At 55.7% G+C, this 23,007-nt stretch carries 17 protein-coding genes; 10 read left to right on the forward strand and 7 right to left on the reverse strand.

Going from position 1 to position 23,007, the window contains the following annotated elements; genetic code table 11:
• Window positions 1-7: 7 nt before the first annotated feature.
• The 3 genes from RE6C_RS28590 to RE6C_RS28600 all read right to left on the reverse strand — a co-directional run bounded on the left by RE6C_RS28590 (window position 8) and on the right by RE6C_RS28600 (window position 2,214).
• A complete protein-coding gene (locus RE6C_RS28590) occupies window positions 8-985 on the reverse strand; it encodes an alpha/beta fold hydrolase (protein WP_039963769.1) in 978 nt (325 codons plus the stop codon).
• A 115-nt stretch (window positions 986-1,100) separates the two neighbouring features.
• Window positions 1,101-1,571, reverse strand: coding sequence for a nuclear transport factor 2 family protein (locus RE6C_RS28595; RefSeq protein WP_039963754.1), 471 nt, complete (start codon window positions 1,569-1,571; stop codon window positions 1,101-1,103).
• A 49-nt stretch (window positions 1,572-1,620) separates the two neighbouring features.
• Window positions 1,621-2,214, reverse strand: coding sequence for a carboxymuconolactone decarboxylase family protein (locus tag RE6C_RS28600; RefSeq protein ID WP_039963756.1), 594 nt, complete (start codon window positions 2,212-2,214; stop codon window positions 1,621-1,623).
• 223 nt (window positions 2,215-2,437) lie between these two features.
• On the opposite strand from RE6C_RS28600, the gene RE6C_RS28605 reads away from it, so the two are divergent.
• Window positions 2,438-4,045, forward strand: coding sequence for a sigma-54-dependent Fis family transcriptional regulator (locus RE6C_RS28605; RefSeq protein WP_008662413.1), 1,608 nt, complete (start codon window positions 2,438-2,440; stop codon window positions 4,043-4,045).
• A 53-nt stretch (window positions 4,046-4,098) separates the two neighbouring features.
• Here the strand turns inward: RE6C_RS28605 and RE6C_RS28610 are convergent, their stop codons facing one another.
• A complete protein-coding gene (locus RE6C_RS28610) occupies window positions 4,099-4,905 on the reverse strand; it encodes an SDR family NAD(P)-dependent oxidoreductase (RefSeq protein WP_008662414.1) in 807 nt (268 codons plus the stop codon).
• Between the two features lie 178 nt (window positions 4,906-5,083).
• Window positions 5,084-5,470, reverse strand: coding sequence for a winged helix-turn-helix transcriptional regulator (locus tag RE6C_RS28615; RefSeq protein ID WP_008662416.1), 387 nt, complete (start codon window positions 5,468-5,470; stop codon window positions 5,084-5,086).
• Between the two features lie 152 nt (window positions 5,471-5,622).
• On the opposite strand from RE6C_RS28615, the gene RE6C_RS28620 reads away from it, so the two are divergent.
• Window positions 5,623-6,612, forward strand: coding sequence for a zinc-dependent alcohol dehydrogenase family protein (locus RE6C_RS28620; RefSeq protein WP_008662417.1), 990 nt, complete (start codon window positions 5,623-5,625; stop codon window positions 6,610-6,612).
• Between the two features lie 289 nt (window positions 6,613-6,901).
• On the opposite strand, the gene RE6C_RS28625 is transcribed toward RE6C_RS28620, so the two are convergent.
• Window positions 6,902-7,708, reverse strand: coding sequence for a TIGR02452 family protein (locus RE6C_RS28625; RefSeq protein ID WP_008662420.1), 807 nt, complete (start codon window positions 7,706-7,708; stop codon window positions 6,902-6,904).
• Between the two features lie 165 nt (window positions 7,709-7,873).
• Between RE6C_RS28625 and RE6C_RS28630 the strand changes: the two genes are divergently transcribed.
• The 7 genes from RE6C_RS28630 to RE6C_RS28660 all read left to right on the forward strand — a co-directional run bounded on the left by RE6C_RS28630 (window position 7,874) and on the right by RE6C_RS28660 (window position 19,795).
• Window positions 7,874-8,818 (forward strand): nucleotidyltransferase domain-containing protein, encoded by a 945-nt coding sequence (locus tag RE6C_RS28630; RefSeq protein WP_039963759.1) that lies wholly within the window; start codon window positions 7,874-7,876, stop codon window positions 8,816-8,818.
• Window positions 8,815-9,591 carry a nucleotidyltransferase domain-containing protein gene (locus RE6C_RS28635; RefSeq protein ID WP_008662424.1) on the forward strand — a complete coding sequence of 259 codons (777 nt, stop codon included), beginning with the start codon at window positions 8,815-8,817 and terminating at the stop codon, window positions 9,589-9,591. Before RE6C_RS28630 ends, RE6C_RS28635 begins: the two co-directional genes overlap by 4 nt.
• A 103-nt stretch (window positions 9,592-9,694) precedes the next feature.
• Entirely contained in the window at window positions 9,695-12,055 is a 2,361-nt protein-coding gene (locus tag RE6C_RS28640; protein ID WP_008662426.1) for a DUF1549 domain-containing protein, read from the forward strand.
• A 6-nt stretch (window positions 12,056-12,061) separates the two neighbouring features.
• A complete protein-coding gene (locus RE6C_RS28645) occupies window positions 12,062-13,402 on the forward strand; it encodes a DUF1501 domain-containing protein (protein WP_008662427.1) in 1,341 nt (446 codons plus the stop codon).
• Between the two features lie 77 nt (window positions 13,403-13,479).
• A complete protein-coding gene (locus RE6C_RS28650) occupies window positions 13,480-15,111 on the forward strand; it encodes a PPC domain-containing protein (RefSeq protein ID WP_236618594.1) in 1,632 nt (543 codons plus the stop codon).
• Window positions 15,108-17,858 carry a WD40 domain-containing protein gene (locus RE6C_RS28655; RefSeq protein WP_008662432.1) on the forward strand — a complete coding sequence of 917 codons (2,751 nt, stop codon included), beginning with the start codon at window positions 15,108-15,110 and terminating at the stop codon, window positions 17,856-17,858. The genes RE6C_RS28650 and RE6C_RS28655 overlap by 4 nt, the downstream gene beginning before the upstream one ends.
• Before the next feature lie 116 nt (window positions 17,859-17,974).
• Window positions 17,975-19,795: an SHD1 domain-containing protein gene (locus tag RE6C_RS28660; protein ID WP_008662433.1), complete on the forward strand. Its 1,821-nt coding sequence runs from the start codon at window positions 17,975-17,977 to the stop codon at window positions 19,793-19,795.
• A gap of 146 nt (window positions 19,796-19,941) precedes the next feature.
• On the opposite strand, the gene RE6C_RS28665 is transcribed toward RE6C_RS28660, so the two are convergent.
• Window positions 19,942-21,297 carry a sulfatase gene (locus tag RE6C_RS28665; RefSeq protein WP_008662435.1) on the reverse strand — a complete coding sequence of 452 codons (1,356 nt, stop codon included), beginning with the start codon at window positions 21,295-21,297 and terminating at the stop codon, window positions 19,942-19,944.
• A 315-nt stretch (window positions 21,298-21,612) separates the two neighbouring features.
• On the opposite strand from RE6C_RS28665, the gene RE6C_RS28670 reads away from it, so the two are divergent.
• Window positions 21,613-23,007 (forward strand): ExeM/NucH family extracellular endonuclease (locus RE6C_RS28670; RefSeq protein WP_008662436.1); only part of this gene is annotated, 1,395 nt, incomplete at its 3' end.

Raw genomic sequence — 23,007 nt, forward strand, 5'->3', positions numbered from 1 at the left:
CAAAATATTAGTGCACGTGCTGCCTCAGAAAACGCCGCATGTGATTCGCGATCACGTCACCGTCTTCTTCCAGTGCGAAGTGACCGGTATCAAGCAAGTGCAGCTCCGCATTCTTCAGATCGCGTTGATAGGGGTATGCACCTTCGGCAGGAAAGATCGCGTCGTTCTTCCCCCATACGATCAACGTCGGCGGTTGATGCTTGCGCAGGTAAGCTTGCCACTGAGGATACAACGGTGGATTGCTGCCATAGCTGTGGAACATTTCCAGTTGTATCTCATCGTTCCCAGGACGATCGAGCAATGGTTGAACATGTCCCCAGTTGTCAGGGCTGATCGTCGCGACGTTGCGGACGCCATTGGTGAATTGCCACTTGGTCGCATCAAGCGTCAACATTGAACGAAGTGACTCCCGATTTTCTGATGATCGTTCTTTCCACAACGCTTTCACGGGAATCCAAAACGGGTTGTCGATGCCTTCTTCATAGGCGTTTCCATTCTGAACGATCAGCGTTTGAACTCGTTCTGGATGTGCCGTCGCTAGTCGGAATCCGACCGGGGCACCGTAGTCCATCACGTACAACGAGTATCGATCCAGCTTCAGTCGTTCGGTGAAAACTTGAATCACGCGAGCCACGTTGTCGAACGTGTACTCAAACTCGTCGACCGGCGGAGCCGAACTGTATCCGAACCCGGGATAGTCCGGTGCGACCACGTGATAACGATCCGCCAAAGCTGGAATCAAGTTTCGAAACATGTGAGACGAGGTCGGAAACCCATGCAACAGCAACACGGTGGGTGCATCTTTCGGCCCCGCTTCTCGGTAAAAGATCTCCAAATCGTCGATCCGCATCGTGCGATGCATGACCTGTGAATCCGCCACGACGTGCGAGTGGTCTTCTGCGGTTGTGGTCGTAGCGATCGAGCCGGAAAAAGCCACGACGATGGCTATTCCGATGACCGCATGGGTGAGTGATTGAATTTTCATGATTCGATATTTCGAGTTGATTGGATGAGTGGTCGGATGGATGTTCAATCGTCTGTTCGTTCGCCAAATGCCCTCGCGGAAACGGTGTTCACGCGAGGGCAAGTGATTGGCGGCTTCACTTCACGAGGTCTTCCAACCCCGGATCGTCCGATGGTCGGACGCCCAAGGGCCAATGAAACTTTCGCTCAGAGACATCGATCGCATGGTCGTTGATGCTGGCTTCACGACGCCTCATCAAACCATCGGGATCAAATTCCCAGTTCTCATTTCCATAGGCACGAAACCAACTTCCGGCGTCGGTTTGGTACTCGTACTGGAATCGAACGGCGATTCGATTTTCAGAGAACGCCCACAATTGCTTTGCGAGTCGATACTCCTTTTCCAATGTCCACTTTCCAGACAAAAAGTGAACGATTTGATCGCGCCCCCGCAGGAACACATCCCGGTTCCGCCATTCGCTGTCGATGGAATACGCCAGCGAAACTCGCTGCGGATCCCGCGAGTTCCATGCGTCTTCCGCCGCACGCACTTTTTGCATGGCGGACTCACGCGTGAAGGGCGGCCGGATGTCAGTTGGGCTTGCCATGTTGGTTCTCCATTGTGTCTAGCGCAACGCTTGGTTATCCCGCTTCGCGTTAGGCGACGCTGCAAGCTTCACTGTGGCAACCGCACGACTCCGTTGCCGAATCATCCGACAACTTTTCAGCCGCCGGAAAATCCACTTCGGTTTGAGCGACATGGTTGAGGTAGTTGGTCAAGATGTTCAGAGAAACGTTGGCAACCGTTTCAGCGATCTCCGCATCCGTCACCCCCGCTTCGCGAGCGGTCGTGACATCGGTGTCGGACACCAACCCGCGTTTCGCGACAACATGATTTGCAAACGTCAGAATGGCTCCGGCCTTGGCGTCATCCGCTTTGCCTCGACGAGCGTCGAGAATCTCAGACGCGGTCAGGCCCGACATTTTGCCGAGCGCGGTGTGAGCGCTGAGGCAGTAGTCACACGAGTTTGCTTGGCCAACCGCCAAGGCAATTCGCTCGCGTTCTTTGGCGGTCAGTTCACCGCCCGCGAGAGCTCCACTGAACTTCAAATACGCATCCAAGACAGCGGCTGAATTGGCCATCACACGCATCAGGTTCGGCGTCATCCCAAGCTTGGATTGGACAGCGTCGAGCAACTCTTTGGCTTTGCCGGTCGCGTCAGCGGGGTTCACAGTTTCGATTCGGGACATGGTTGGACTCCATTAGGATCCGAGTGGTTTGGAAAGCACCGACAACAATCGTCGGTTTCGATCCTCCCTTAGGCACGAACCGTGCCAACCGAACCAAACAAAACCTAAGTCACTTACATTAAACAACTTACAAGCCACACGCCAAAAAAAACCGCGTCACGAAATCTCGTGGATCCACGAATTTCCGTTGCGAGACCACGAATTTTCGTGCATTCTGAGTCCCATGATTGAGCAACGAATTCCGCTGATCCGCGACCACAAAGAACTGTTGTTGGCGATGCCTCAACAGCGAAGCGTCGCCGACGTTTTACGATTGGTCGTCGATCACCTTGCCAGCTCACACGCGGTGGCCTTGGCCCGCATTTGGTTGATCCAACCGGGCGAAGGTTGTCCCACGTGCCCGATGCGATCGGAGTGCCCCGACCAAACCGAATGCCTTCACTTGGTGGCCAGTGCGGGAACGTCGGTCGTGGATCCCAACACGGACCTCAGCCGCATCGATGGTTCCTTTCGTCGGTTCCCACTGGGCGTGCGGAAAGTCGGACGCATCGCCGCTACCGGGACTCCGCTGGAAGTTCCCAACATCGATGGCGATCCCGATTGGTTGGTGCATCGCGATTGGGCCCTGCAAGAAAGCATCCTTGGTTTTGGAGGCCAACCGCTGGTTCACCGCGGCGAGGTACTGGGTGTACTCAGCGTCTTCGCTCGCACCACGATCGGTGATGCCTGCTTCGATTGGTTGCGAATGATTGCGGATCACGTTGCCTCGGCCATCGCCAACGCGCGGGCCTGGGAAGAAATCGAAACCCTTCGTGGACGCTTGGAACTTGAAAACGATTACTTGCAAGAAGAGCTACGTGGGGAAGCATTCGGTGAGATGATCGGGCAGAGCGATGCGTTGCAAACCGTCACGCAACAAATTCGTTTGGTCGCACCCACCGACTCGACCGTGTTGGTGATGGGCGAAAGTGGCACTGGCAAGGAACTGGTCGCGCGTGAGATCCATGCTCGCTCCTCTCGTCGCGAACACCCGCTGATCAAAGTCAACTGCGCAGCCATCCCGCGTGAGCTTTACGAAAGCGAGTTCTTTGGACACACCAAGGGCAGCTTCACCGGTGCGTTGCGAGACCGCATCGGTCGCTTTGAACTGGCCGATGGCGGCACCTTGTTTCTCGATGAGATTGGCGAGATCCCCCTGGACCTGCAAAGCAAACTGCTGCGAGTTCTGCAGGAAGGCGAGCTGGAACGCGTCGGCGAAGAACGGACTCGCGAAGTGGACGTTCGAATCATCGCCGCCACCAATCGGGATCTAAAGGCTGAAGCAGAAGCCGGCAAATTCCGACTGGATCTTTACTACCGACTCAGTGTGTTCCCAATCGATTTGCCACCGCTCCGCAATCGAAAAGGCGATCTCCCACTGCTGGCCGATCATCTCCTCACGATTCTTTCCCGACGACTTGGCAAGCCGACACCGAGACTCACACGAGCCAACGCCAATGAACTTCAGCGTTATGACTGGCCCGGCAACATTCGCGAATTGCAACACGTGCTCGAGCGTGCGTTGATCACGTCCCCGCCCGGAAAACTCAAACTAAATCTCGCGTCGCAACCCGACATCGAATCAAAAAAGACTACTCTTGTTCAGTCGAATGAAACTGACGAGATCATGACCGCCGCCGAGCTCCGCTTGTTCGAGGCCAACAACATCCGCAAAGCACTGCAAACGTGTGGCGGCAAAGTGTATGGCGACACGGGTGCCGCCGCTCTTCTCGGCATGAAGCCGACCACCCTTGCATCACGAATCAAATCGCTCGGCATCGCATCTTCGTAAAACACATTGAACGTTCTCGTGTTCGGGCGATTGCGGGCCGTCGCTCAATTTCGCTAGCAATGCATCACGCAACCGCCGTCCACGTTGATGGTTTGACCGGTCACTTCTTTGGCTCGTTCTGACGAGAGGAACACGATCATCGCGGCAACGTCTTCGCTGGTTTGCCAACGGGCGAGCGGAATCACGTTCTTGATCTTTTGATCCGTCCAGTCTTCGTAGGAAAGTCGATCTTGTGGTGGGGCGCCGTCATACCAAGCCTGCCAAACCGAACGGTTCAGGGCCGTCTTCACCATCCCGGGGCAAACCGTGTTCACCCGAACATTGTGCGGTGCCAAGTCTTTGGCCATGCACTGTGCAAAATTGATGTTGGCTGCCTTGCTGGCACTGTAGGGCGGATCGGTCTGCGATCCCATCTGTCCCGCGATGGATGCCAGAAACACAAACGTGCCCGATCTTTGCTCAACTAACGGCGGTGCCAGTGCCGCAGCAACGTTGGCCATTCCGATGACGTTGACCTCCAGAGTTCGTTTCCATTCACTCGGGGCAACACGGGTGAACGGAAACCCAAACTTCCCCGACCCAATCGCAGCGCAGTGCACCACATGGTCGAGACGTCCGTGTTCATCCATGCAGGAACGGACCGCTTGCTTGACCTGTTCTTCATCGACAATGTCGACGATCTGCGTGCCGACTTTCACGCCCAGCTCTCGTAACTCGTTCGCAGCATCTTCGACTTTGGGCGAGACATCCCAAAGTTGAATCGAACAACCTTCTTCCGCAAACAGCCTCGCGGTTGCCAACCCAATCCCGCTGGCGCCACCCGTGACCAAAGCGGTGTTGCCGCTCAATTTCAAATCCATCTCTGTTGTCCTAGGAATGATCGGTAGAAGAGTGCGGTGTTCAGGAAAGCGGAAGGATTCGTTGACTCATCCACTACGGTCGCCACCGAATCGTCGTCGAGATACGAACATCGCCCGCATTCAACCTGAGTTCATGCCGTGACAAAACTCATGGAGATGCATCCAGGGAAAACGTCGTTCACGACGCTTCCACAGCTTTGCGATTTTCGCGTTCCTGCAGCAGTTGCAATGCGTGAGCTTCGCCCCACTTTTTCAGTGTCAGCAGCACGGGCGTGAGCGACTCGCCCTCTTCCGTCAATTCGTATTCGACTCGCGGTGGCACCTCGGCGTAGACGATCCGATTGACCAACCCGCTGTCCTCCAATTCGCGAAGCTGCTTGGTCAGCATTCTCTGCGTGACACAGCCAACCTTGCGTTTGAGAGCGCTGAATCGGAGGCGTCCGTCGACCATCAAATAGTAAAGCACGATGCCCTTCCATTTGCCGCCAATCAGTTCCAGCGTTGCCTCGACGGGACAAGCAGGTAGTTCATAGCTCGAATGCCGTGCTTTTCCATTGGTATCCATTGTGTGCCTATGCGCCTTGAAAGTGCGTTCTTGCCGGTTTGGCATCTACTCCTATTATCACACCGTACTAACAAACAAACAGTCACGCGACCGCGGAAACAACTAAATGTTCTTTCGCGTCCGATCCACTCTCGAATCAAAGGAAACCAATCATGAAAGCCATGCTGATCAAGAACTACGGTGAAAACGCAGCCTTCGAGGCATCTGAAGTCGATCAACCCGAAGTCAAACCGGGGCACGTCCTGGTCAAGATTGCCGCTTCGAGCGTCAACACGGTCGACACGATGATTCGCAACATGGGAAAGGACCTTCCTCTCTCGCCTGACACACCCGCCATCCTTGGAATGGACTTCGCCGGAACCGTCGAAGCTGTCGGCGAAGGTGTGCAGAACTATTCCGTCGGCGACGAAGTCTATGGCTGCGCCGGCGGGCTGGCAGATCTGCCGGGCACCTTGGCTGATTACATCGTGGCCGATGCCGACTTGATCGCTCACAAGGCGAAGAACCTGTCGATGAAAGAAGCCGCGGCGTTGCCACTCGTTGCAATCACCGCATACGAAGGCCTGGTTCGCGCCGGCATTCAAGCGGGCCAGAAGGTCCTCGTCCATGGAGGATCAGGCGGCGTGGGCCATGTCGCGTTGCAATTGGCCAAGCACTTTGGAGCGGATGTCTATTCCACCGGCGGCGGTGACAAACAACTCGCGCTCATCGAAAAACTGGGTGCGACGGGCATCAACTACAAAACCGAATCGGTCGAGCAATACGTTGCCAAACACACCGATGGAGCCGGATTCGATGTGGTGTTTGATTCCGTCGGAGGAGCCAACCTGACCAACTCGTTCGAAGCCGCTGCCCTCAACGGGCAAATCGCGACGACGGTGTCTTTGTGCGAACTGGACCTCACGCCAGCTCACTTCAAAGGCTTGTCTTTGCACGTCGTCTTCATGCTGATCCCGATGCTGCACAATCACAAACGATCTGATCACGGCGACATCCTTCGCAAGCTGACTGAGATCGCTGAATCGGGTGCCCTGACTCCCATCCTCGATGAAACCAATTTCTCCTTGGAAGAAGCGGGCGAAGCCTACGCGAGACTGGAAAGCGGCAAAGCCATGGGCAAAGTCGTCATCGAGAACAAATGACACTTCTCAGGTTGAATTGGCTAGACAGAGTTTTTCACAGTCTTGGTCGGTCTCAATCTTCCCTCGTTGAGTACAGTTTCCTCTTTGATGTTTTTGCCCATGCAATGCGGTTTCACTTTCAAACATTGATCCCAGCAGGCATCTCATCATCAGCAAAATCATTCCACGGAGAATCCGATGAAACGTATTTTGATCACCGGGGCAAACGCATTGACCGGGACCGAATCGCAGGCAGCCTGAGCAAACGATAGACAAGCCACACACCAAGTTCACATCACATCTCCGACCATCATTCGAACGTTTCGCGAAACGCGTCCAAGTTCGCTTTGCTTTGCCGTCCGGCACCAGGAATCGCGAAAACAATCTCGCTGATATCACCACCGTCCGATTCGATGGCGGACTTCGCGGTGCGTGACGCTATCATTGGGTCGCCTCCAAACGCTCCGCATCCCCAAGCTCCCAAAAGAAGACAGCGCACGTTCTGATCCTTCGCAATTCGAAGAACATTCCGCCACCTTCGCAGAAAGGTGCTCTCCAATTCCTCGGTCGCATCGGGATTGCCACGCAAAAAAGGTCTGCTGTTGGGAGCGGGTGTCGTGATCACGGACGCGAAAAAGGGATTCTCGAGCAGTTCGCCGGTGCCCTTGGTTCGGAAGAAAGGAACCGAGGGGCTGAAGATGGCATGATCGGTGTACAGCAGCGACGATTGCGATCGATTCGCTTCATAGTATTCCATGCACTCGATCAAACAGGGATACAAACCACTGCATCGACACAGATCTTCTTCTTGCGCCTTGGCACCGTTGAGGAAGCCGCCACCCGGATTGCGAGCGGAAGCGAAGTTCAACAGCGCGGTATCGCCTGCACCGGACGATTGCTGAGCAACAACCTGAGTCGTTCCATCAACCACACGAACAACTTGGCTCGCCTCTGCCGGCTTGGCTTGCAAAGATTCAATTTCGTCCGGTCGATACAACCGAGTCGATTGCACGGCCTGAGCTTGTTGCCCGGCAAAGCGGACGACCCTGTCGTCGACGCGATACTCACCCGCATCAATCAAGTCGAGGACTTCTTTCGCGAGCTGCTTGAGTGTCATGCTGTTCTCCTAACGACGCACAATGTTCCGACATCAAAGGACACATCATGACATGATGAGGTTCATCATGTGGACCATCCCAATCTCCACCGAACCTTCAACCGCTTGACTCTTTCCACCACCTACAATCGAACACCTCCATTCTCACCGCACTCATCCAACTCAATGTCGCTTCCCAAGAACCATTCGCTGATCCACTCGCCGGGCACCCAGGTCGTCTCGCAAAAAGACGTCATGACGTCGAACGATCGAATCGCTCATCCGGCGGGAGCGGTCGGCGTGGTCGTGCGGTCACCGGTGGATCGCACGCACGCATATCGCGTCAAATTCAGCGACGGGTTTGAAGCGGCCATTCATCACGACCAACTGGTGCAATTGTCGGAGTTCAAAAACCAAACCATCCGTGATGCGAATGCACCGCTGATGAGTTCGGGCCTGTACGACCGAGTGATCTATCGCTGCGTGATCGGCTCGCGAGCCTATGGTCTCCAAGACGAAGATTCCGACACGGATCGCCGCGGCATTTACCTTCCGCCGGCGGAGCTCCATTGGTCACTCTACGGCGTCCCCGAACAACTTGAGAACGATCAAACACAAGAGGTCTACTGGGAACTGCAAAAGTTCATTGTGCTGGCACTGAAAGCGAACCCGAACGTTCTCGAATGTCTCTATTCGCCAATCGTCGAATCCGTCACACCGCTCGGCAAGGACTTGCTGGCGATGCGCGACGCCTTTCTATCCAAGCTCGTTTTCCAAACGTTCTCAGGCTACGTCGCTTCGCAATTCAAGAAGATGCAAACAGACATCCGTAACCAAGGCCGCGTGAAGTGGAAACACGTCATGCACCTGATTCGGTTGCTGTTGTCGGGATCGCATGTCCTGCAAAGCGGTGAGATGAGGGTCGATGCCGGCCAACACCGAGACCGTCTGCTGACCATCAAGCGTGGCGAGATGCCGTTCGATGAGGCAGATGAATGGCGTAAGAAACTGCAGCAAGATTTCGAAGTCGCCTTTCGAACCACCCCACTGCCCGATCGTCCCGACTACGAACGAGTCAACGCGTTCTTGGTCGATGCTCGCCGCAAAGCCATCCAAGAGAACCTTCCATGACTGACGCCCGAACAATCGACTACGACAAGATGGTGCCGCACGTCCGTGCTGCACCGTATCCGCTATTGTTCGCCACCATCAGTGGAGCCCACCTGTACGGTTTCCCGTCCCCAGATTCCGACTTCGATCTTCGCGGCGTGCACCTGCTGCCGCTGAAGACGGTCGTCGGTCTGGAGGATGGCGAACAGCCGATCGAAAGGGAAGGTGTTTATGACGGCCTTGAGATTGACTTGGTCACTCACGACGTCGGCAAGTTCTTTGGGCTGATGCTCAAGCGAAATGGTTACGTGCTCGAACAAGTCTTCTCGCCACTGATCGTTCACTCCACGCCGGAACATGAGGAACTGAAGTCGATCGCTCAAGGCTGCATCACTCGGCATCACGCCCACCACTATCTCGGGTTCGCCGCGACTCAGTGGAAACTGTTCGCAAAAGAGACACCGCCACGAGTCAAACCGTTGCTGTATGTCTACCGAGTGCTGCTGACTGGAATTCACTTGATGCGATCCGGTGAGGTCGAATCGAACCTCGTAACTCTCAACGAAAACGCGAGGCTCTCGTACATCGATGAGCTGATCGATTGCAAGCAAACGGGGCCGGAGAAAGGGACACTCGATGCCGCCGATCTCGAATTCCACACGCATGAATTTGAGCGATTGGTCAGGCAACTCGAGGAGGCCCACGAGCAGTCAGAACTACCGGAAATTCCGTCCGCCCGCCCGGCGCTGAACGATCTGCTGGTTCGAATTCGGTTGAACGGTTGCGGCGAGTAATACGAAGGCGATCTGGCACCGGGCAAAGATTAGTTCCCAACGGAGTTCCGCAATTGGCTATGCTGAGGGTCCCTCCTCAGACCCCACCCACCTCCCGCCCGCCATGTCAGATCGCCTTTCCCCAAGGTTGTCGCCCATTCACGTCGCCATCGCAGCGACGTTGTTGGGGATCATCCATCAAAGCGCTGCCGGCCCCGGCAAAGTGTTCGCGGATCCGACCCAGCCTGCTTCAGCGTCCAGTGCGAACCAACCGAACCATTCGGAATCGCCCAAGCAAGCTCAATCGCCCGTCAGTTTTGAACTGGACGTGCAACCGATCTTGGCCGCTCAAGGCTGCAACGCGGGTGCCTGCCACGGCAAACAACGCGGACAGAACGGATTCCAACTTTCGCTGCTGGGGTTTGATTCCAACTTCGATTACGACGCGATTGTTCGACAAGCCCGCGGGCGACGACTCACCATCCGGGCGCCGGAATCCAGCCTGTTGGTTCAAAAAGCGACGGCAGAATTGCCTCATGGTGGCGGGCGAAAGATCGAAGTCGGCTCGCCGGCCTACCAGACACTGACCGCTTGGATTCGCCAAGGAGCACCACGTCGATTGGCAGACGAACCCACGTTGACCTCGGTTGAAATTGCCAAGACCGACTTCCTGCTCAAGCCATCTGAAACGGCTCAGCTTTCTGTCTTGGCTCGCTACAGCGATGGCAGCGAACGAGATGTCACCTCGATGACCGGCTACCTTTCCAACGACACCGCAATCACATCGGTCGATGCCACGGGAAAACTCGTTGCCGGACCGATTCCTGGCGAGACCGCCGTGATGGCTCGCTATATGAATCACATTTGTGTGGCCAACGTCAGCATCCCACGAACAACGGCATTGCCCGAAGGATTCTACGACCAACAACCGCGTGCCAACTTCATCGATGAATTGGTCCACGACAAACTGAACCAACTTCAAATTCAAGTTTCAGCTCCGGCCAGCGAATCAACGTTCTTGCGCCGTGTGTACACCGATGTGATCGGACGAGCACCGACGGCGGACGAGGCTCGCGAATTTCTTGAGTCTCAAGATCCCGACAAACGCGAAAGGCTCGTCGACCAACTTCTCGATCAACCGGAATACATCGATCACTGGGCCAACCAATGGGCGGACTTGTTGCGTCCCAATCCTTATCGCGTCGGGATCAAAGCGGTCTTGAACTATGACAATTGGATCCGTCAGCAGTTTCGAGAAAACGTTCCCTACGACGAATTTGCACGGCGGCTAATCACGGCCAAAGGCAGCACGTGGCACAACGGCGCCGTGACACTGTTCCGAGATCGACGCAGCCCTGATGAAGTCGCCACGCTGGTCAGCCAACTGTTTCTCGGCGTTCGCTTGGAATGTGCCAAGTGCCACCATCATCCGTTCGAAAAGTGGAGCCAACACGACTTCTATTCCTTTGCCGCCTACTTCGGCAGAGTCGGCCGCAAAGGCAAAGGATTGTCGCCGCCGATCTCGGGTGGCGAAGAGATCGTTTACGTTTCCACCAAAGGAAGTGTCAAGCATCCCGTGACCGACGAAGTGCTGCCTCCCTCGCCTCTGTTTGGAACCGCCGAGGTGGCCGAGGGCTCGGATCCGCGGGAGGCGCTCGCGGAATGGATGACGTCCCCGGACAACGACTACTTCGCTCAGGTTCACGTCAATCGCGTGTGGGCACAATTGATGGGGCGAGGCATCGTCGATCCGGTCGACGATCTTCGCAGCACCAATCCACCGAGCAACCCAGCGCTGCTCGATGCGTTGGCGGAGCACTTTCAACAATCCGGTTTCGATCAAAAGGACCTGATCAAAACCATCGTCCTGTCCAACGTTTACTCGCCCAGTTCCGTTCCCAACGAAACCAACGCGGCTGACCGACTGAATCATTCGCGTCACTACCGTCACCGATTGCGGGCCGAGGTGCTCGCTCAAGCGGTCGCGGACGTGACCGAAACGTCGGAATCCTTTTCCGGCTTGGCACCCGAATCGCGAGCCAACCAAGTCTGGACGCACCGGATCGATTCGACGTTCCTGGATACGTTTGGCAGACCGGATGAGAACAAGGATCCACCGTGCGAACGCATTCCCGATTCATCCGTCACTCAAACGTTGCACCTGATGAATTCGCGAGAACTCGACGCACGTGTCCGAAGCGATTCCGGTCGTGCGGCGTCGCTGGCCAACAGCGACCTGACTCCGGCGGAGATCGTGACGGATTTGTACTTGGCTATTTTTTCGCGAATGCCAAACGACGAAGAACGAAGCTATGCCGAGACATTGATTCGCGACTCCAGCGAAAACACTGCCAACAAGGACGCCACTGCGAATCAAAGTGGCGATGAAGAACAAAAGGAAACCACCGATGAAGGTCGTCGGCGTGTGATGGAGGACTTGATGTGGGCGATGATGAATTCGCCTGAGTTTATTATTCAAAACTGATGAATCATGTCGAACACTTGGACAAACTGTGAAGGACTGACGCGCCGCGACGGTCTGAAATTGGGTCTTGGCGGACTGATCGGCGGAGGCCTATCAGCGGCCTTGAGTGCGCAAGCTCGCGCGTCGGAGAACTCTGGCTCACGCCGCCGAAACGCTCAGGCGGATGCCTGCATCTTGGTTTGGATGGACGGCGGGCCCAGCCACTACGAAACGTTTGACCCCAAACCAGACGCCCCCGTCGAAATTCGCGGTACCTACCAGCCCATCGCGACTCAAACGCCCGGCATTCAATTCGCCCAGCCGATGCAAAAAATGGCGGCGATCAGCGATGACCTCGCAATCGTGCGTTCGATTCGGCACGACCAGGGCAACCACGGTGCCGGCAATCACTACATGATGACCGGAGCCCCGCCTCGCATTCCGGTTGGTTGTGGTGCGTTTGTCAGTTTTCACCCCAGCCTCGGCAGCGTGGTCTCCAAAGAGATCGGTGCCCCTCACGGGATTCCCGCCTACTTTTCTCTTCCTCGAATGTCGCGTTCGGGAGGCCCGAATTTCCTCGGCAGCAAGTACGCCCCGTTCGTCGTTCCCGACAATCCGAACAGTTCCGGCTTCCGTGTTCGCGATGTCACGATCCCCACGGGACTGACCGACGGCCGATTCAGTTCCCGGCAACAAATCCGCCAACGCATCGACACGATGATGCGTTTCAATGACGCCAGCGTCGCCGATCCAACCTTGGCGGTCGACGAGTTCTACCAGCAAAGCCTGCAAATCATCAGCAGCAAAGAAGCCCAAGCCGCCTTCGACATTCACCAAGAATCCGACGAGGTCCGCGATGCTTACGGACGCAACCCGTTTGGCCAGCAAGCCTTGCTCGCCCGTCGATTGGTCGGCGCCGGCGTTCCCTTCGTGACGCTCTACAGCGGTGGCTGGGACCATCACGTCGACATCTTCAATGCACTGGATAAGAAACTGCCACCGTTTGAAGCAACGGTCGCGGCTTTGATCTCGGACCTGAAACAACAAGGCATGCTGGAGCGCACCTTGGTCGTTGTCTTGGGTGAGTTCGGACGGACACCCAAGATCAACGAACGCGGTGGACGCGACCACTGGTCCAACGCCATGAGCGTCGTGTTCGCGGGCGGTCAGACGCCGGGCGGACAAGTCATCGGAGCAACCGACCGACAAGGTTACGCCGCGGTCGAACGAGTCCTGTCACCAGAAAATTTCGTGTCGACCATCTACGAGAAACTCGGCATCGATCCTGGCCAAATGATGTACACCGGCGAAGGACGCCCCACACATTTGGTCAGCGACGCGACTCCAATCACCGAGTTGATGAGCTAGTGCGTCACTCATTGAACTCAATCAACCACAGGTGCGTCTACGAAACCATCCTTCGTTCACGCCGTGCGAGTTGCTTCGTGATCGCTTCCACACTTCAGCTTCGCCTGCTGTGGGCATTGATTTTATGCTGCTTCACCCCGCACTTGGCTCACGCACAAATCAAGCTGGATCGAGTGTTCCCACCGGCCGTTGCCGTTGGTGCCGAAACAGCGGTCGCCGCGGAAGGCAAATTTCCCAATTGGCCGCCCAACATCGATTGCGATGCCGACCAGGTTTCCATTTCGGCTGGCAAAGACTCCGGCAAGTTGACCGTCAAAGTCGCTGAGGACGCGGCACCGGGAGTCGCGTGGATCCGATTCCACGACGACCATTCCATGACCGCGTTGGTTCCGCTGATCCTCTCCTCCGTCGGCGTGTTCTCTGAGACGGAACCCAATGACAAACGATCGGAAGCCAACCCAATTGAACTTTCCACCGTCGTCGCCGGTCGTTTGGCCAAGGGCGGCGACAGTGATGCCTACCGCGTGTCACTGAAGACGGGCCAGACATTGGTCGTTTCCGCAACGGCCAACCAAGTCTTGAAGTCACCCATGGATGCGGTGCTGCAGTTGACCGATCTTCGTGGCAACGTGCTCTTCCATTCCGACGATGTCCGTGGATTGGACCCACAAATCGTTTTCACCGCTGACTCAGATCAAGAACTCCTGATCCGCATTTTCGCGTTCCCCGAAACGCCCAACAGCACGATCGGCTACGCGGGATCTGCCTCATTCATTTACACGCTGGACGTGACCACCGGCCCGTTCTTGGATCATGTTGCTGCCGACAAAGAGAAGACCGTTGCGTTTGGCTACAACCTCGGCGATCCCATCGCGACGGTCTCAAACATCACCGAAAGCCTCTCGCCTCCCGTCGCGACGATCCCCGATGCATTGGGGTGGTCTTGGGTTCCACCCGTTGATGAATCGGTTCATCGAGTCTTACCCGGTGGCAAGTTCGATGGAACGCTGCCCGCTTTGCTGTTCGGTCACTTCCTGAAAGCAGATGAAACGCATCACTACAATTTCAAGGCCAACAAAGGAACCAAGTACCGCGCCGAAGTCCGATCCAAAGCCAACGGATTCTTGCTCGACTCCAAACTCACGATCACAGAGGCGAAGTCAGGCAAAACACTGGCCAGCAACGACGACATGTCGTCCGGTGGCTATGACGCGGGAGTCGACTTCACCGCAACCGAGGACGGTCCCATCGACGTCGCCGTCGCCGAGATGCTGGGCGAATTTGGCCCTCGACACTTCTACCAACTATCGATTTGTGAATTGAAACCGGAGTGCCAACTTTCGATGACTGAAGATCACTTCGTCGTCACTCAGTCCAAACCGCTCGAACTCAGCGTGTCCGTCAATCGCAAGTCGGGTTTCAACTCAAAAGTCAAAATCGCCGCGACGGATTTGCCCGATGGGATCCAGTCGGACGCCGCGGTTTCCGAACCCAAAGGCGACACCGCCAAGACGGTCAAACTGAAACTGACCGCTGCGGACAATGCGATCGGCCATGGTCGCTTCCGAATCGTGGGAACCATTTTGGACGCGAATGACGAGCCGACGGAAGAAACCATCGAGGCCACCTACAACCTGCGGCCATCCATTCCACTGACGGAGTTCTGGCTCACCGTTCCTCCTGCCCCCGCCAAAGAAGCCTCACCATGATCCGCCCAGCCACAAAGACATTGCTCGTCGTGCTGGCACTGAGTTTTGAGTGGAGCGTCGGACTTGATTCGATCGTCGGCACGCCCAACCAAGTGAGCGCAGACACGCTCCCGATCGACGAGTTGCCCGACGACCATGAAGTCCTCTTCAGCCGCGACGTGGCACCGGTGCTGAAAAAAAACTGCGTTGCCTGCCACAACACCAGCGACGATGAAGGCGGTGTGAACCTGGAATCCGGAGAACAGATCCGGACCTCCAAATTGGATGATCTCGTCGTTCCCGGAAACCCCGCGGAAAGTCGACTGTTCCTGCTCGCATCCCACGCGGATGATCCCGTGATGCCACCGGAAGACAACGATGCTTCGGCTTCGATTTTGAATCCGAAGGAGCTCGCTTTGCTAAAGCGTTGGATCCAATCCGGCGCCATTGTCGACCAAGCCACCAACGTTCCGGCGGAACAAAAATGGCAGCCGCTACCGACCGACTTGCAAACGGTTTACGGATCAGCCATGACCGCCGACGGAAGATTATCCGCGGTCAGCTTTGGCAACCAGATTCGTGTGTTCGGCACCAAGTCCTCTGAACCAATTGAAACGCTTGCAATCGTCGAAGGCGAAGAAACAAAGCCGGCTCACGATGACTTCGTCCAAGATTTGTTCCTCGATCCGACCGGCCACCAACTCATCTCGGCGGGTTATCGCAACGTCAAGATTTGGGAGAGAACACCGTTCGAACCAGCCAAAATTCCCTCAATTAATCAGGACGACACCCTGTCGATTGCGATCAATGCCAAAGGAACTCATCTCGCGAAACTCTCGCGTCGTGGAGAGCTGAGTGTGGCGGAAGTCGGCAAAGATCGATGGCTGTGGATGAAAAGCTTTGACCTGCCTGAAGATTTAGAATCCGACGATCCTACCCAGGTTCGAATCGCGTTGGACAAAGCTGGTCATCAAGCGGCAGTTCAGTGGGACAGCACAATTCGCATCGTTCGAATCGATGGCAAAGACGTCGAAACCCTCGACGCCGCAAACGCGGTCACTTCAATGCAATGGATCGGACCAGATCGCTTAGCGACTGCGACAGAAAATGGCCAAGTCTTGTTTTGGAACCGAGGCGGAGACGCTTGGACCAACACAGAGCACAACGTTTTTGACCAAACCGTGCTTGCGATCCACTCGGCGTCTGAGACGCCGGATCAGTTGATCGCGATCAATGCAACCGGCAACGTTGCCAACTGGAATCCAGCCAATCAAACGTTCGAAGCGTCCGGCAATTTGCCCGCTCCCGCCGTGTCCGCTTTGCTCTCGCCCAACGGCACCTCGCTGTGGGTCAGCACCGAGTCAGGATCATTGGGACAATACAACATCGCCGATCAAAGCTATGTCGAAGTTGCGAAAACGGATCCTGTCGCCAAAGCTCAATTCGCAAACGACAACTGGCAAACACTCGTCACCGAAACATTGGTCGCGGCTCAAGAAAAAGACGTCAAGCAAGCCGAAGACGACGTCGCGGCAGAGAAGAAGAACTTGGAATCGTTTGTCAAAGAGATCGAAACTAAAACCAAACTGCGAGACGAGAAACAGGCCAGCGTTGAGGAAGCCAAGCAAGCCCTTGCGACCAAGGAGAGCGAACTCGCCGCTGCCATCAAAGAACTCAGCCAAGCCGAGAAAATCAAAGCCCGCGGTGAGGCTCGGCTAACGGACTTGGAAGCGGAACACAAACGTCATCAACAGGTCCTCGCAAAACTCAAACAAGAACACGAATCAAAGAAAGCCAAGGCCGCCGCTTCTCAATCACGGCATGATTCATCTCGCGCAACCGATGCCACACTCGCCGTCATGGCTTCAGGATCTCGCGTTCTCACACACGCCGCCAACACCGACGACGCATCTCAAAACGCATGGAGTCTGTGGTCCGCAACCGGTGACTGGTTGGCCGAATTGTCCGAACTGCCAACCGACGGACAATTGATCGCCAGCGGTGATCGTTGCGTCCTGATTCGAGGGTCCAACGGCGAGACCCAGGCTTTCGTTGCTCCTTCCCGCTCATGGAATCTTCGCCAGACCATTGGTGCGACGACTGGCCCGAGCCCGTTTGCGAATCGCGTGTTGAGCATTGACGTTCATCCTTCCGGCAAACTGCTAGCCACCGGTGGCGGCGATCCTTCGCGGACCGGTGAATTGTTGCTTTGGAAAGTCTCCGACGGTTCCCTGATTCGCGAGATCCCCAACTCGCATAGCGACACCGTTTTGTGTGTCCGCTTTTCGCCGGACGGCAAGATCTTGGCGACCGGCGGTGCCGATCAAATGATCAAACTGTGGGACATTGAATCGGGCACGCTGATCAAAACACTCGAAGGACACACGCACCATGTCACCTCGATCGCGTGGAACCTCAATGGCCGTCAACTCGCAACGGCTTCTGCTGATGCCTCGGTCAAAATCTGGAACATTGAAACGGGCCAAGCCACACGCACGATCACGGGATTCAAAACCGAAGTGACAAAACTGGTTTATGTCGGCCGCGAAAATCGCATTGGAGTTGCCAGCGGCGACAGTCACTTCCGCGTCTACCGCACCGACAACGGCTCTCGAGAAACCAACGCCAAGGTCGCTGGAGATTACCTGTATGCATTGGATTCCAATCGCGACGGCAGCCAGTTCATCGTCGGTGGTGCGAGCGGTGCGGCCACACGGATCGACCAATCAGGCAAACAAAGCTTGGAGTATGCATCAGGCGAAAAATGAACAGGCGAAGCCGCTGACAAACAGCAACCGTCGCAACAACTCTTGCTTTGAACAACGGTACAATGCGTCCCGCGCTCGCATATTCAATCCGTCGTTCGAACCGTTGAAAGCCAGGTATGTTTCGCATCGCCATTGGAATCATTCCGTCGCTGTTGTTCTGCCTGATCTTCGTAACGGCGCAGGACAATCAGCCGAGCACGGAACGAGTGTGGAAGGATTCCAGCGGTCGCTTTCAAGTCACCGCGAAACTGATCGAACAGGTCGGCAAGAAGGTTGTCTTGCAGACAAGGTCAGGACGCAAGATTGAGATCCCAAGTGATCGGCTCAGCGACGCCGATCAAACCTATCTGAAAAACATGGAGTCCGCCCCTTCATCTCCGGCCCCGCCTTCGCCGGATGCGGACCAACCGAAACCAATCGAGGTTTCAAACGACCCGGAGGCGGAACTCGACGCCGCCCCACGTTTGAAGTTTTCAAACACCGTTTGGAACGTGAAAGTCTCCGATCCAAAGTCGTCGGAGTTCGAACCAAACCCAGTCGCTCTGCCGAAACCGCATGGAAACCGGCAGGCTCACGCCGCGAACAGCCTGTTGATGAAAGCAGCCGTCAGCGACATCAGCGGCAGTGGGCCGTCGGCTCAAACTCGTTTGATGATTGGCGACTTCCGCACCGGCCAACTGACCGAGTTGCCTGCTGTTCCAGGAACCGCGATGCAACCGATCGCCATCCTCGGCGATGGCAGCACGGTCGTGATGATTGGCATGGGCAAGGATCGAACGACCACCAACGAGGACTTGCAATCTTGGGACATCCGCGATGGCAAGGTGCAACGTGGCGACATTTGGAAACCCTACGCGGGTCAATCCAACCCAGGCATCCGATTCGCGACCGCCGGCCCCGACAACCGTTTGATCACTTGCAGCAAAGGTGGGCACATCGTGGCTTGGCAAATGCCACAACGACGTGCACTTTGGCAAATCGAAATGGGGTCGCCACCCTACTGGCACACGAACGCTGACCTGAGCCAATTGGCGATCGCTTCGGCAACACAACTGGTGATGGTCGATCTGTCAGAAGGCAAGATCACCGGCTCACAATCGCTGAGCGATCTCGGACGCATTTACTATCCCAAGGTCTCCTTCAATCCCAGCGAAGACAAACTCTATTTGTCTTCGATCGGTCGCGTTTTGATTCTGGATCTTCGCAAAAACGAATGGATTCAAGACACCGAAATCAGCGGTGTCGGCACCAGCAACGGTGCCATCTTTTGCGACGATGATTATGTCTTGATCGATGGCAGCACACTGGTCGACTGGAAGTCCGGAAATACAGTCGACCAACACAGCGGGCTGGGTGCTCCGCTGCAAATTGGGCATTTCGCCTGTGCCGTTTCGAGCTCAAGCCTGCAAGCTCTCGACTTCCCAATCACCCCCGTCATCGAGAACGGAACGTCGCCAAAATCGATGGCAACTGACTCAGCCAACCGGCCCAAAGAAGTCGCTGCCGACAAGCCGGTTTTAGAAATGGTTGGACGCTGGAGTTTCGAACTGGAGGAAACCTACGCCAGTGGGAACAAAGGAATGAATCGAAGCACCTATCGATTTGCTCCCGACGGTACCTATGAAGTCTATTCCACGCTAGCAATGTCCAGCGGAAGCAACAGCCAACAACTCTACAGCGTCACCAGCCGAGAACGGGGAACGTGGACCCACGAGGGGAAGAAGTTCTGCATGACGGAGACGAAAAGCGACTTGGTTGAATTCCAATCCTCCGTCCCTGAGGTTTCCAGACAAACGTTCGAAACCGCAATTGCGCAGAAGTCGCCACCGGTCTGCTATGCCGTCTTCATCAAGACCAAGAACTTGGTCGAATTTCGCGACACGCAGGGCAACGCAATGCCGCTGCAGCGAATCACCACCGAACTCAACGTTCGATAGCGGGTTTGGTTGGCAAATGAGACGAAGATCGAAGCAGGCACGCAGGTGTCTTTGGTTTTATGAGCCGGTTGGCGTTAGCCACGGTTCCCACGCAGATCGGAGCGAACGCCCAGACGGCTCACGGGATCAAACCCAATCGTCCCTGCCTACTTGCTTCGCTTCTTTGGAATTCCAGCGCCGGTCGTCTCGAGCCATTGAATCAGGCGAGCTTTCAAATCTTTGGTCACCTCGGGGTGAACCCCCGCCAGATCATTCTTCTCGCTCAGATCATTCTCCAAGTCATACAGTTCGATGGAATCGTCGTCGTGACGAAGAATGAGCTTGTACTGGCCGCTACGAATCACGGAGCCAGGACGATTGTCTTTGTGAAACGCGAAGTGTGGGTAGTGAAAGTACAACGCATCTCGCTGGAGATTGCCACCACTGAACAACGGTTGCAATGTTTCGCCATCAAGTGATTCATCGCCGGCAAGCCCGACCCCTGCAGCATCCAAAACGGTTGCTGTCAGATCCATGCTGATCACAGGAGTTTCATTCACCGTCGCCGCTTCGGTCACGCCGGGCCAGCGAACGATTAAAGGTACACGCAACCCACCCTCGAACAGATACCCCTTTCCTTTTCGCAGTGGTCGGTTGTCAGTCGCACCGGACCAACCACCGTTGTCACTGGTGAATACCACCAAGGTCTCGTCCGAGATGCCGAGCGAATCCAACTCACGCAGCACGCGTCCGACAGCGCGGTCGGTGGCTTCGATCTGGCCGCCGTAAATGGGGTTCTTCAGGCCCGGACCTTCTTTGCCTTTGTAGTGTTCGATCAAATCCTCCGGTGCCTCAAATGGATAATGTGGGTTGTAAGTCCACAGGCACACGAACATCGGTTGGTCCTTCTCACGCCGCATGAAATCGATCGTTTCATCGGCCAAACGATCGCTCAGGTACTCGCCTTCTTTGCGAGGCGGCAACGCGGGAATGCGATAAGGATCGAAGTACGTCGGAGGTCCCCCCAGCCCGCAACCGCCGATGTTGACATCAAATCCGTGCTCGGTTGGCCAGTACCTTTTGTCGCCGCCCAAATGCCACTTGCCAAAGAATCCAGTGGCGTACCCCGCTGCCTTCAATCGCTCCGCCATCGTAGTGGTTTCGTGAGGCAATTCATGTTTGGTCGACGGAGGTTGAATCAAACGATCTTCTGGCCAGAACTGTTTGCCATCCGCCCCGTGTTGGGTGATGTGCAATCTCGCGGGAGCAAGCCCTGTCATCAGAGCCGCACGTGTTGGAGAACAGACCGTGGAAGCCGCGTAGGCATTGTCGAAACGCACCCCTGATTGTGCCAACGCATCGATGTTGGGCGTCCGCAACACCTCGTTGCCCTGGCAGTGCAAATCCTTCCATCCCATGTCATCCGCCATGATGAACAAGACATGCGGTCTTTCAGCCAACCCAACCGAACAGGACAAACCACTCAGAAGACTGGCGGACAGAAAAATCAAAACGCTTCGCATTGAATGGCTCCCAGGTGTGCGGTCCGCAACATCCTATCCACAATCGAAGGAAGACGAATTGCCCGAACCTCGGTAAGGCCTGATTTTTTGATGAACCGACGCTCGCTTTCTACGGGCTAGAAGCTCGAGGCTGCGAACGATCCATGAAGAATCGGTTTAGAAAGAACGTTTGCCAAACCAGAGCCTCCTTAAGAGCGTTTATCACGATTGACAGGCGAACCACCATCTCGAAGATCATGTTCAAAGAATTCCTAGCGTGGAGATCAATGGGCGAGGACCGCTCCCCTCTTCTCGCCACAGCCACTTCTACGATTCATGCATCAATTGAACAATCCAATTCGAATCGCCCTAATCTCTTCGCTGACGTTTGGCTTGCTAACATCATTGGGATGCAAACCAGCAACTGCACCCGACGTTTCCATAGACACCACGCTTGAAACGCCAGAGTCGCCCGATACCTCAGCATCGACCGTCACGTCGGATTTGCAGCAGCCTGAGACTCGAGCATCCAGCACCGATGAAGTCGTCATTCGCGGCGACTTGAGCTCGGTCGACTGGCAATCGCTAATCGGAAAGAAGGTCGCCATCGAAGGCGACCTCGTCATCGTGGACACCTACGATCTCGTCCGCCGGGGACAGATCAACGTGGCCCGCCAACGGTTGTATGTGCCGACCAGCCGAGTGGACCCAAACGACGTTGATCCGAGTGCTAACTCCTTTGAGGGCGGCAGCAACGTTGCCAAAGTGACCGAGGCTCAGAAATTCAACGACACCGCCATCATCACGCTCGATGATGGACCGGCAACCCAAAACATCTTTCCACCATTGTTGTTCCCGAACTTGGGGACAACGAATGCGACAGTCCGGCTAGGATCGGTCTTGCATGGCGTCTCAGGAAAAATGGTCCAGGCCGGCAGCAAACTTCTTCTCGTTGCAGATCAACCTCTGCGATGGACAGCCGCCGAGCGACCGCAACGACCCAACGTTGGTGAAGCGGATGTGACCGTGGCCAGCTTCAACGTGCTGAACTACTTCACCACACTCGACAACGGAAACAACAACGCTCGCGGTGCGGATTCCGTTGCAGAACTGGAACGCCAGGAAGCCAAACTCGTTTCCGCGATGGTCGCGTTGGACGCCGATGTCATCGGCCTGATGGAAATCGAGAACAACCTCGACGCTGAGAAACGACTCGTTGCGGCGTTGAACAAAGCGATCGGCAAAGACGCCTTCCAGGGCTGTGGCTTGCCCGATGACTTTCGAAATGCACCCGGTGGACGAGACGCGATCCGCGTTGGAATCATCTATCGATCCGATCGAGTTTCACCCAACGGCGATGTCGACATGATTCGCGACGACGCCTTTCACATCGCCCGAACTCCGATCTCACAATCCTTCCGACCAAACGATGGAGGCGAACCATTCACGGTGATCGTCAACCATTTTAAATCGAAGGGCGGTGCAAGCGACGCAGAACCAGACAACAAAAATAAAGGTGACGGGCAAGGTGCCTTCAACGCGGGAAGACGTTCTCAATCCTTGGCGATTTGTGATTACATCGATTCGCTGAAGTCAGATGGCACAGAACCAAGAGTCCTCGTCATTGGCGACTTGAATGCCTACCAACAAGAAGACCCGATCGACGTTTTGCGAGCCAATGGCTTGGTGGATTTGCAGGCACGCTTTGAGCAAAGCTCTGAAACCGGCAAG

Origin of the sequence: Rhodopirellula europaea 6C, from assembly GCF_000338295.1 — a bacterium.
GTDB lineage: Bacteria > Planctomycetota > Planctomycetia > Pirellulales > Pirellulaceae > Rhodopirellula > Rhodopirellula europaea.